This is a genomic window from Cohnella panacarvi Gsoil 349, assembly GCF_000515335.1.
In the GTDB taxonomy this organism is placed as follows: Bacteria; Bacillota; Bacilli; order Paenibacillales; family Paenibacillaceae; genus Cohnella; species Cohnella panacarvi.
On the sequence record NZ_KI911563.1, the window covers coordinates 4,684,616 to 4,696,745 of the forward strand.

Annotated in this window: 10 protein-coding genes; all 10 read left to right on the forward strand. The window is 57.4% G+C overall.

What is annotated here, in order from left to right; translation table 11 throughout:
- Positions 1-15: 15 nt before the first annotated feature.
- Positions 16-555 (forward strand): signal peptidase II, encoded by a 540-nt coding sequence (gene lspA / locus COHPA_RS0122325; RefSeq protein ID WP_027088369.1) that lies wholly within the window; start codon positions 16-18, stop codon positions 553-555.
- Positions 506-1,513, forward strand: coding sequence for an RluA family pseudouridine synthase (locus tag COHPA_RS0122330; RefSeq protein WP_027088370.1), 1,008 nt, complete (start codon positions 506-508; stop codon positions 1,511-1,513). Before lspA ends, COHPA_RS0122330 begins: the two co-directional genes overlap by 50 nt.
- Before the next feature lie 164 nt (positions 1,514-1,677).
- Positions 1,678-2,913 carry an LL-diaminopimelate aminotransferase gene (locus COHPA_RS0122335; RefSeq protein WP_027088371.1) on the forward strand — a complete coding sequence of 412 codons (1,236 nt, stop codon included), beginning with the start codon at positions 1,678-1,680 and terminating at the stop codon, positions 2,911-2,913.
- Between the two features lie 300 nt (positions 2,914-3,213).
- Positions 3,214-3,774: a bifunctional pyr operon transcriptional regulator/uracil phosphoribosyltransferase PyrR gene (gene pyrR / locus COHPA_RS0122340; RefSeq protein ID WP_035121753.1), complete on the forward strand. Its 561-nt coding sequence runs from the start codon at positions 3,214-3,216 to the stop codon at positions 3,772-3,774.
- Between the two features lie 40 nt (positions 3,775-3,814).
- The gene (locus COHPA_RS0122345; RefSeq protein WP_027088373.1) at positions 3,815-5,122 is read left to right on the forward strand and encodes a dihydroorotase; all 1,308 of its coding nucleotides are present in this window, start codon (positions 3,815-3,817) and stop codon (positions 5,120-5,122) included.
- A 22-nt stretch (positions 5,123-5,144) separates the two neighbouring features.
- Entirely contained in the window at positions 5,145-6,290 is a 1,146-nt protein-coding gene (carA, locus tag COHPA_RS0122350; protein ID WP_027088374.1) for a glutamine-hydrolyzing carbamoyl-phosphate synthase small subunit, read from the forward strand.
- Positions 6,277-9,495 carry a carbamoyl-phosphate synthase large subunit gene (gene carB, locus COHPA_RS0122355; protein ID WP_027088375.1) on the forward strand — a complete coding sequence of 1,073 codons (3,219 nt, stop codon included), beginning with the start codon at positions 6,277-6,279 and terminating at the stop codon, positions 9,493-9,495. Before carA ends, carB begins: the two co-directional genes overlap by 14 nt.
- A 282-nt stretch (positions 9,496-9,777) precedes the next feature.
- Positions 9,778-10,515 (forward strand): orotidine-5'-phosphate decarboxylase, encoded by a 738-nt coding sequence (gene pyrF / locus COHPA_RS0122360; RefSeq protein WP_027088376.1) that lies wholly within the window; start codon positions 9,778-9,780, stop codon positions 10,513-10,515.
- The gene (gene pyrE / locus COHPA_RS0122365) at positions 10,512-11,159 is read left to right on the forward strand and encodes an orotate phosphoribosyltransferase (protein ID WP_027088377.1); all 648 of its coding nucleotides are present in this window, start codon (positions 10,512-10,514) and stop codon (positions 11,157-11,159) included. Before pyrF ends, pyrE begins: the two co-directional genes overlap by 4 nt.
- Positions 11,160-11,327: 168 nt before the next feature.
- The gene (locus COHPA_RS0122370) at positions 11,328-12,107 is read left to right on the forward strand and encodes a tyrosine-protein phosphatase (RefSeq protein ID WP_027088378.1); all 780 of its coding nucleotides are present in this window, start codon (positions 11,328-11,330) and stop codon (positions 12,105-12,107) included.
- The last annotated feature ends 23 nt before the right edge of the window (positions 12,108-12,130 follow it).

Here is a 12,130-nt window from a genome sequence, read left to right on the forward strand (position 1 = left end):
GAGGAGCGAGATTTCATGGAACAGCGCCGCCCGCCGATCGGTCTTTATTACGCTATCGCGGCATTCGTTTTTTTACTGGACTACGTGACTAAAAAAATGATCGCTCGCAACGTCGATCTTAATACGGAGCAAATCAGCGTCATCGGAGATTTTTTCTTGATCTCGCATATTCGCAATCGCGGCGCGGCTTTCGGCATCCTGGAGGGACAGCGTTGGTTTTTCGTCCTGATTACGATCGTGGTCGTCAGCGCGATCGTCTGGTATCTGCATCGTTCTTATCGCCAAGGGAGAGTACTGTTGCTTGTCGCGCTGGGCATGATCCTGGGCGGTGCGATCGGCAATTTTCTAGATCGTTCGATTTACGGCGAAGTCGTCGATTTTCTGCAATTCAACTTCGGCTCTTACACGTTTCCTCTATTCAACGTAGCGGATTGCGGCATCGTCTGCGGCGTTGGTCTTGTCATCTTGGACGCGCTGCTTACCCCGAAACAGGAGAATGAATCTAATGACAACGGAGAACAAACCCGAGATCGCGGAGAACAAACAACCGTTTGAGGCTTGGGCGCAAGATACGGAATCGGACGAATCCGATAACCGGGTAGAGTGGCGCGTGAACGACGCTTCCTCCGGAGAGCGCATCGACAAGCATTTGACCGAGCGTCTGGCGGACAGGCAGGTGTCGCGTTCGCAGGTTCAAGAATGGATTCGGACCGGCGCCGTTACGGTGAACGGCGGGCAAGTGAAGCCGAACGCCAAAGTCGCCGCGGGCGACGGCATTATCGTGACGATACCCGGTCCCGAGCCGCTTGAAGCGTTCCCGGAGAACATTCCGCTCGACGTCGTGTACGAAGACGGAGACGTAATCGTCGTCAATAAGCCGCGCGGCATGGTCGTCCACCCGGCGGCAGGCCATCCGAACGGAACGCTCGTGAACGCGCTGTTGTACCATTGCAAAGACTTATCCGGCATTAACGGAGTGATGCGTCCCGGCATCGTGCACCGGATCGATAAAGATACGTCCGGATTGCTCATGGTCGCCAAGAACGACTTGGCGCATGCTTCTCTCGCCGCGCAGCTTAAGGCACATACCGTGAATCGCCGCTACTACGCGGTCGTATACGGTCAAGTGGAACACGATAAAGGAACGATCGATGCGCCGATCGGCAGGGCGAATCAAGATCGCAAGCTGTACGTCGTGACGGAGAAGAACAGCAAGCACGCCGTTACGCATTTTGCCGTATCCGAACGATTCGGCGATTATACGCTGCTCGATCTCAGGCTGGAGACGGGTCGTACGCACCAAATCCGCGTGCATATGAAATATATCGGGCATCCGCTTGTCGGAGACCCGGTATACGGAGGCAAGAGCGGGCGCACGCTCGGCATGTCCGGGCAAGCGCTCCATGCGGGCGTACTCGGATTCGAACATCCGCGAATCGGCGAGTGGCTGGAGTTTGCCGCCCCGATTCCCGAAGACATGGAGCATGCGTTGAATATTCTAAGAACGCGTTGATTCAATGAAGGCCGCTAGCTTCGGTTTGTTTCGTAATAATGCAAACTTTTGACCGTTTGGTGTATGATACCCGGTTCGCGAAGTACGATAGACTGTACGTAGCGAAACGGGACGACCAAGCTTGTCTCCCGCATTGACGAACAAACCGGAAGGCGGTCTTTCATTTGGCTAAAATCAACCATAACTTTTTGAACCTGCAAGGCAGCTATCTTTTCTCGGAAATCGCGAAGCGCCGGACGAAGTTCATCCAGGACAACCCGAACGCGCAAATAATAAGCTTGGGCATCGGCGACGTAACGCGCGCTTTGCCGGAAGCGGTCACGAAGGCGATGCACGCCGCGGTAGACGAACTGGCGACCGTAAGCGCATTCCGCGGCTACGGCCCGGAGCAAGGCTACGACTTCCTCATTCACGCGATTATCGAGCACGATTACAAAGCGCGCGGCATCGAGCTGGCTAGCAACGAAGTATTCGTCAGCGACGGTTCTAAGTGCGACGTCGGCAACATTCAGGAAATTTTCAGCCAGGACGCCGTGATCGCCGTTCAGGACCCGGTCTATCCGGTCTATGTAGACACGAATGTTATGGCGGGACGTTCGGGCGCGTTTAACCGCGAGACGAATCGATACGAGAACATCGTCTATCTGCCTTGCAACGCGGAGAACAACTTCAAACCGAGTTTGCCCGATCGCAAAGTCGATCTGATTTACCTTTGCTATCCGAACAATCCGACCGGCATGACGCTGACGAAGGCCGAGCTTAAGGTGTGGGTAGACTATGCGAAGGCGAACGATGCGATCATCTTGTTCGACTCGGCGTACGAAGCATACATCCAAGAGCAAGACGTTCCGCGCAGCATTTATGAAATCGAAGGCGCGAAAGACGTGGCCATCGAATTCCGCAGTTTCTCCAAGACGGCGGGCTTCACCGGCGTGCGTTGCGCGTATACGATCGTGCCGCGCAACATAAAAGCGAAAGACGGGAACGGCAACGAAGTAACCGTCGCCGACTTGTGGAACCGCCGGCACACGACGAAGTTCAACGGCGTATCGTACGTCACGCAGCGCGGCGCGGAAGCGATCTATTCGCCGGAAGGCAAAGCGCAAATCGCAACGATCGTCGAATATTACATGTCGAACGCGGCGGTGATCCGCGACGGATTGAAGTCGCTCGGCCTTACGGTATACGGCGGCGTCAACGCGCCGTACATTTGGCTGCAAGCTCCGAACGGGCTGGATTCGTGGGCGTTCTTCGATAAGCTGCTGTCCGAAGCGAACATCGTCGGCACCCCGGGCGTGGGCTTCGGTCAGAGCGGTCAAGGATACTTCCGCTTGACGGCGTTCGGCAGCCGCGAGAACACGGAAAAAGCCGTGGAACGCATCACGAAATTAAGCCTGTAATCGGGTGTGCTTTTTTTAATCGATAACCCCTGCATCCGCCTTGACAGTTCATGTCGAACATGGGATAATTCTTGTTAATGAACTGGTACCTTTAATTCAGTCCCGTGAGGCTGTCAAGGTGACGCAGAATAGCAAGCTATAGCATCGGCACGTCCCATTCCGGACGTGAATCGGCGTATGCCCTTTCCTGAGCGGGGAGTCGCGCGCCTATCCGGTTCTATCGACTTCTGTCTGAATCCTCCTTGCGTCTGACGCAAGGAGGTTTTTTGTGTGCCATCCTCGCATGAAGGAGCGTTCGACATGCAAGACTCCAGGGTCATAATGGATGAATCCGCCATCAGACGAGCGCTTACCCGGATCGCTCACGAAATCGTCGAGAAGAACAAAGGCATCGAAGATTGCGTGTTCATCGGCATTCGTACGAGAGGGATATACCTCGCCAAACGGGTCGCGGAACGGGTAAGGGAGATCGAAGATCAATCGGTAGCGGTCGGCGAGCTCGATATTACGCGGTATCGGGACGATCGGCCGGAAACCGGCGGACAGCGAGACCGAAATCAAGGCGGGGAGCTTGCGGTTTTGGTGAAAGATAAGCGTATTATCCTGTTCGATGACGTCCTTTACACGGGGCGGACGATTCGGGCGGCGATGGATGCGCTGATCGATCAAGGCAGGCCGCAATCGATCCAGCTCGCGGTCCTCGTGGATAGAGGGCATCGGGAGCTGCCGATCCGCCCGGATTACGTCGGGAAGAACGTACCGACGTCGCGGCACGAGAAAATCGAAGTGTCGTTGCTCGAAAAAGACGACAGCGACTGCGTTACCATCTTGCATCCGCGCGAAGCTGAGCTGCAAAGATAACATCCGCAATTTGATAAGCGATAGAGGAGGCACAATGGCTATGGCATCGATATGGATCAAGAACGCGCTGGCGCTGAACGCCGCTTCCGGACAACTCGAGAAGAAACACGTGCGCATCGAGAACGGCAGCATCGCCGAGTGGCTAGACGGCGCGAGCGAGCCGAATACGGCAGGCTCCGAAGTGATCGACGCTTCCGGCAAACTGATCTCTCCGGGTTTCATCGACATGCACGTGCACCTTCGCGAGCCGGGCTTCGAATATAAGGAGACGATCGCAAGCGGCACGGAGTCGGCGGCCAAAGGCGGCTTCACGACGATCGCCCCGATGCCGAACACGCGCCCGGTCATGGATACGCCGGAGACGATCAAGTTCGTCCTCGATAAGGCGAAGGCGGAAGGCGTCGTACGGGTGCTTCCGTACGCGGCGATAACGAAGAACGAGCTCGGCCGCGAGTTGACCGATTTCCCGGCGATCAAAGAAGCGGGAGCGATCGGCTTCACGGACGATGGCGTAGGCGTGCAAAACGCGCAAATGATGAAAAACGCGATGGCGCTCGCCAAGTCGCTCGACATGCCGATCATCGCGCACTGCGAAGACGATTCGCTCGTCGAAGGCGCCGCGGTGTCCGAGGGCAACTTCGCACGCAAACACGGCTTAAAGGGCATTCCGAACGAGTCCGAGGCGATTCACGTCGGGCGGGACATCCTGCTCTCCGAGGCGACCGGCGTTCACTATCACGTCTGCCACGTCAGTACCGAGCAATCGGTACGCTTGCTGCGCCTCGGCAAGTCGGTCGGCGTTAACGTGACGGCCGAAGTTTGCCCTCACCATCTGCTGCTCTCCGACGAAGATATTCCGGACAGCATGGACGCCAACTGGAAAATGAACCCGCCGCTCCGTACGCCTAAAGACGTCGAAGCGTGCATTCAAGGGCTTGAGGACGGAACGATCGACATCATCGTTACGGACCACGCACCGCACAGCGAAGAAGAGAAGGCGCGGGGCATGGCAAGAGCCCCGTTCGGAATCGTCGGCTTCGAGACCGCGTTCCCGCTGCTCTATACGAAGTTCGTCCGCACCGGACGCTGGAGCCTCGAGTTTCTGCTGCGGCGCATGACGAGCGATCCGGCACGCGTCTTCCGCCTCCCGTACGGGACGATGGAAGCGGGCGCGCCGGCCGACCTCGTTCTAGTCGATTTAGAGAACGAACGCGAGGTTGATCCCGCGACGTTCTTAACGAAGGGCCGCAACACCCCGTTCACGGGATGGAAGTTGTACGGTTGGCCCGTACTTACGATGGTTAACGGCAAAGTCGTCTGGACCGAAGAGCAAGGCATCGCACGATAAACCCGGCTAAGGAGTGATTGGGATGCAAGCAAGATTGTTGTTGGAAGACGGCACGTTATTCACGGGCCGAGGATTCGGCGCGGAAGGCGGTTCCGTCGGAGAAGTGGTGTTCAACACGGGAATTACGGGCTATCAGGAAGTGCTCTCCGATCCATCCTATTGCGGACAGATCGTTACGATGACGTTCCCTCTCATCGGCAACTACGGCATTAACCGCGACGATTTCGAAAGCATTCGTCCATATATCCACGGCTTCGTCGTCAGACGGCACGAAGAAGTGCCGAGCAACTGGCGCGCGCAATATACGCTGGGCAGCCTGCTTAAAGAATACGGCATCGTCGGCATCAGCGACATCGATACGCGCATGTTGACCCGTATCCTGCGCCAGCACGGCACGATGAAAGGCATCATTACGACCGGCAACGAGCGCATCGAGGAGCTCCAGGAGCGCCTTGGCGCGACGCCGCTGCTGCGCGACCAAGTCGCCCGCACGTCCACGAAAAGCGTGTTCTCCAGCCCCGGCGACAAGGAGCGCATCGTCTTGATCGATTACGGGGCGAAAAGCGGCATTCTTCGCGAGCTTACGAAACGCGGCTGCGACGTCGTCGTCGTGCCTCAAGACGCGACCGCTGAAGAGATCCGCAAGCTGAAGCCGGACGGCATCCAATTGTCCAACGGCCCTGGGGATCCGAAAGACGTCCCTCATGCGGTCGAGACGGTTCGCCAATTGATCGGCGAATATCCGCTGTTCGGCATCTGCCTTGGCCACCAGTTGTTCGCCCTCGCGAGCGGCGCGGATACGGGCAAGCTGAAGTTCGGCCACCGCGGCGGCAACCATCCGGTTAAAGAACTGGAATCCGGACGCTGCTTCATCACGTCCCAGAACCACGGATACACCGTTATCGAAGAGTCGCTCATCGGCACCGAGCTCGAAGTGACCCATATTAACAACAACGACAAAACGATCGAAGGCTTGAAGCATAAGAAATTCCCGGCGTTCTCCGTGCAGTACCATCCGGAAGCGGCGCCCGGTCCTTACGATAACAGCTATCTGTTCGACCGATTCATCGATATGATCCGCGCGCACAAGCGCGACAATCCTGCACGTTCTCGCCAAGCGGAACTGTCGGAGACGCTGAGAGGAGAGCTGCAGTATGCCCAAAAATAATTCGCTCAAAAAACTGCTCGTTATCGGCTCCGGTCCTATCGTCATCGGGCAAGCGGCGGAATTCGACTATGCCGGCACGCAAGCTTGCCAAGCGCTTAAAGAAGAAGGCTTCGAAGTCGTCCTGATCAACAGCAATCCGGCGACGATCATGACCGATACTAACATCGCCGACAAAGTATACATCGAACCGATTAACCTCGAATTCGTATCCCAGATCATTCGCCAAGAGCGCCCGGACGGCCTTCTGCCGACACTCGGCGGCCAAACCGGCCTTAACATGGCGGTAGAGCTGGCGAAAGCCGGCGTCCTCGAGAAAGAAGGCGTGAAGCTGCTCGGAACGCAGTTGACCGCGATCGAACGCGCGGAAGACCGCGACCTGTTCCGCGCGCTGATGCGCGAGCTTGACCAACCGGTCCCCGAGAGCGATATCGTAACGACGGTACAAGCCGCGGTAGATTTCGCGAACACGATCGGCTATCCGGTCATCGTGCGCCCGGCATACACGCTCGGCGGTACGGGCGGCGGCATCGCGAGCAGCGAGGAAGAGCTTCGCGAAATCGTCGACAGCGGCATCCGTTACAGCCCGATCGGCCAATGCTTGATCGAGAAGTCGATCGCCGGCATGAAGGAAGTCGAATACGAAGTCATGCGCGACGCGAACGACAACTGTATCGTCGTCTGCAACATGGAGAACTTCGACCCTGTAGGCGTCCATACGGGCGACAGCATCGTCGTGGCTCCTAGCCAGACGCTGTCCGACCGCGAATACCAAATGCTTCGCTCTGCGTCGCTTAAGATTATCCGCGCGCTGAACATCGAAGGCGGCTGTAACGTACAGTTCGCGCTCGACCCGCAAAGCTATCAGTACTACGTTATCGAAGTTAACCCGCGCGTCAGCCGCTCCTCGGCTCTGGCGTCCAAAGCGACAGGCTATCCGATCGCGAAGATGGCTGCCAAGATCGCAATCGGCTATACGCTCGACGAGATCGTCAACCCGGTAACGGGACAAACCTATGCATGCTTCGAGCCTACGCTGGACTACATCGTTACGAAAATCCCGCGTTGGCCGTTCGATAAGTTTACTTCGGCTAACCGTAAGCTCGGCACGCAAATGAAAGCGACCGGCGAGGTTATGGCGATCGGCCGCACTTTCGAAGAGTCGATCCAAAAAGCGGTACGCTCGCTCGAAATCGGCGTACACCGCATCTTCCTTAAAGGCGCGAACGAGATCGACGACGAGACGCTGAAAGCCCGCCTGGTCAAAGCGGACGACGAGCGCATCTTCCTCGTCGCGGAAGCTTTTCGCCGCGGGTGGGCGTTGCAACAGATCCAAGATCTGTCCAACATCGACTGGTGGTTCCTCGATAAGATCGAGCGCATCGTTCAGTTCGAGGACGTTATCCGCCGCGAGCCCGGGCTCACGAAAGAAACGCTGCACCTGGCTAAGCGCAACGGCTTTACGGACCGCGCGATCGCCGAGCTTCGCCGCGAAGGCCATCCGGGCGGCGCGCATACGCAAGAGTCGGAAGTACGCGAATACCGCAAAGCGCAAGGCTTGACGCCGGTTTATAAAATGGTCGACACGTGCGCGGCGGAATTCGAAGCGACGACGCCATACTACTATTCGACCTACGAGACGGAGAACGAAGTTCTTCCGAGCAGCAAAGAGAAAATTATCGTGCTCGGCTCCGGTCCGATCCGGATCGGCCAAGGCATCGAGTTCGACTACTCGACGGTTCATGCCGTATGGGCGATCCGCAACGCAGGTTACGAGGCCGTTATTATCAATAACAACCCGGAGACGGTGTCGACGGACTTCTCGACTTCCGATCGCCTCTATTTCGAGCCGCTCTTCTTCGAAGACGTCATGAACGTCGTCGAGCAAGAGAAGCCGCTGGGCGTTATCGTGCAATTCGGCGGACAGACGGCGATCAACCTGGCTGCTCCGCTCGCGAAAGCAGGCGTACGCATCCTCGGCACGACGCTGGAATCCATCGACGAAGCGGAAGACCGCAAGAAGTTCGAAGCGCTGCTGCGCAAGCTGAATATCCCGCAGCCGAAAGGCACGACGGTCACTTCCGTCGACGAAGCGGTAGACGCGGCTCAAGCGCTCGGTTATCCGGTGCTCGTCCGTCCTTCGTACGTCCTCGGCGGCCGCGCGATGGAAATCGTCTACTCCGACGAAGAGCTGCTCGCTTACATGAAAGTCGCGGTTAAGATCAATCCGGAGCATCCGGTCCTGATCGACCGTTACATGCTGGGCAAAGAAATCGAAGTCGACGCGATCTGCGACGGCGAGACGGTCGTCATCCCGGGCATCATGGAACACGTCGAACGCGCGGGCGTTCACTCCGGCGACTCGATCGCGGTATATCCTCCGCAATCGCTGACGGACGAAGTGAAACAGCAAGCGATCGATATTACGATCAAGATCGCCAAAGAGCTGAAGACGATCGGCCTCGTGAACATCCAGTTCGTCGTATGGCAGGAGCAAGTGTACGTCATCGAGGTTAACCCTCGCTCTTCCCGTACGGTGCCGTTCCTGTCCAAGGTTACGCGCATCCCGATGGCGAATCTGGCTACGCAGGCGATCCTCGGCAACAAGCTGAAGGATCTCGGCTACCAAGACGGCCTGTGGCCGGAAGACGAATTCGTCTCGGTCAAAGTGCCGGTGTTCTCCTTCGCGAAGCTGCGCCGCGTAGACCCTACGCTGACGCCAGAGATGAAATCGACTGGCGAAGTGATGGGACGCGACCGCCATTATGCGAAAGCTCTATACAAAGGTCTCATCGGTTCCGGCATGAAAATCCCGCAATCCGGCGCGATCATCGCGACGGTAGCCGATAAGGACAAAGCCGAAGCGATCGAGATTCTGAAAGGCTTCTACAATCTCGGCTACAAGCTGATCGCCACGGGCGGCACCGCCGACGCGATCGAAGCGGCGGGCTTGAAGGTTCGCCGCGTCGCCAAGCTGTCCGAGGGCGAGCCGAACATCGTCGATCTGATCCGCACGGGTCAAGCGCAGTTCGTCGTCAACACGCTGACCAAAGGCAAGACGCCTGAGCGCGACGGCTTCCGCATTCGCCGCGAAGCGGTCGAGAACGGCGTCGTCTGCCTCACGTCGCTCGATACGGTCAGCGCCCTGCTCCACATGCTGCAAGCGCTCCGCTTCTCGAGCGAAGCCATGCCGGCGTTCCAAGCTTAATGAAGTTAATGCCCGATCATGCCGCTAACGCTGCGGCAGGATCGGGCTAAACTTTGCCGTAATAACAGCAAATGGACAGTTATTTCTCCTGACTTTCCCAGTCGAAGTGGAATAAAAGCAAATCGACAGTTATTTTCCTTGAAAATCGCCGATGCGCGTATAGTTCAGATAAATAACTGCAAATTCTTGTTATTATCTTCGAATCGGGGTTAAGCAGGCCAAATAAATGCAAATGGTTGTTATTGATATTAAATTGACGAGGAATGAAGGGAGCCCGGTTGAATGGCACTTACTGAGCAACAAGCGGCCGCGAAAGTGATGGTCGCGCTGGACAAGCCGGACGCGGAAGCGGCGCTTAGGCTCGCCGCGCAGCTGGAAGGCGCGGGCTGCTGGATGAAGGTCGGCATGGAGCTGTTCTACGCGGCCGGACCCGCGGTCGTCCGCGAGCTTAAAGCCCGGGGCTTCAAGGTGTTCCTCGACCTGAAAATGCACGACATCCCGAACACGGTACGCGGCGGAGCGCGCAGCATTACGCGCATGGGCGTTGACTTGTTCAACGTCCACGGCGCCGGCGGCGTCGCAATGATGGCCGCGGCTGCTGAGGGTGTGCGTGATGCGGTCGAAGCAGGTGACTCTGAAGCCTCGCCGATCGTCATCGCCGTCACGCAACTGACGAGCACGAGCCAAACGACGCTGAACGAAGAGATCGGCATCGCGGGTACCGTCGAGGACGCGGTCGTGCGCTACGCGAAACTCGCGAAGCAAGCGGGCTTGCAAGGCGTCGTTGCTTCCCCGCTAGAAGTCGCGGCGATCAAAGGCGCTTGCGGCGAGTCGTTCATCACGGTCACGCCGGGCATTCGCCCCCGCGGAGCGGACGTCGGTGACCAGTCGCGCATTACGACGCCGTACGATGCCGTCATCGGCGGAACCGACTATCTCGTTATCGGAAGACCGATCACGGCAGCAACAGATCCTGCCGCGGCACTGAACCTTATATTAGAGGAGATGACCCAAGCATGAGCGAAGTGACACTTGAGCAATTACCGTCCGTCATTGCGGGCAACCTGCTGGAGATCGGAGCGGTAACGCTGCGTCCGGACGATCCGTTCACCTGGACTTCCGGCATCATCTCGCCGATCTACTGCGACAACCGGCTGACGATGGGTTATCCGGCCATTCGCGACCGCATCGCCGAAGGCTTCGCGACGCTGATCCGCGAGCATCATCCGGACGCGGAGATCATCGCCGGCACGGCGACGGCGGGCATTCCGCACGCCGCATGGATCGCGCAGAAGCTTAACCTGCCGATGGCGTACATCCGCGATAAGGCGAAAGGGCACGGCAAGCAGAACATGATCGAAGGCCGCATCGCCCCCGGCCAGAAAGTCGTCGTCATCGAGGATTTGATCTCGACGGGCGGCAGCTCGCTCAAAGCCGCGTTAGCAGTGCGCGACGTGGGCGCGGAAGCGCTCGGCGTGCTCGCGATCTTCACCTACCAGTTCGCGCAGGCGGAGCAAGCGTTCGCCGAGGCGGGCATTCCGCTCCGCACGCTGTCCAACTACAGCGCGCTCGTCGAAGAAGCCCGCAAGCAAGGCACGATCACGGACGCTCAAGTGTCGCTCCTGCAATCGTGGAGAGAAAGCCCGCAAACGTTCGGTAAATAATCGTCTATCCGCATCAACGACGAAGAGCCCTGCCTTTTCCAAGGTAGGGCTCTTCGCCTATATTATCGCGCAATAGCACTATATATTGATGACTTTCGTCATGATGCAACAAGATACAACAATGTGCTATATTGGATAAAAGAGGAAGAGTCGGGAAGGGGAGCTCTCATGATCGATATTCATACGCATATTTTGCCGGGATTAGATGATGGTGCCGACAGCATGACGACCGCTCTTGCTATGGCGCGGGCAGCCGCGGCAGAAGGAATAACCGATATAATCGCTACGCCGCACCACGAGAACGGAAGCTACAGGAATCCGGCATCGGACATTCAGCTCGCGATATGGAATTTTCAAAGCGAGTTACGTACCGAAGGCATCCCCATTACGCTGCATGCCGGGCAAGAAATCCGGGTTAACGACGATCTCCTTGGGGCATGGGACAGGCGAGAGCTGCTTACGCTTGCGGGCTCGTCCTACATGCTGATCGAGATGCCCGGACACGAGATGCCGGCGAAGATGAGAGAAGTCGTCCGCGGATTGGCGGACCTCGGCATTCGCCCAGTCATCGCTCATCCCGAACGCAACCGATCGATTCGCGAACATCCGAGATTGCTGTCCGAGCTCGTCTTTCTAGGCGCGATCGCGCAAGTGACGACGCATTCCCTGCTCGGGGATTTCGGAGATCGGATCAAGAAGACCGCATGGTCGCTATGCCGCGCGGGATTAATCCATATCGTATCCTCGGACGCGCACCATGTGGAACGCAGGGCGTTCAGTTTATCGCAAGCCTACCAAGCGATATCGGATGAATTGGGACCGGGTTGGACCGAATATTATCAGAATAATGCGGCATCTTTGCTCGCGAACGAGACCATGCAGACGAATCCGACGATCGTCAAGGAATCCAATCTGATCGATAAGATTACGAGAATGTTCCGTCATTAACGCGAACTCCGCCAACCGATCCT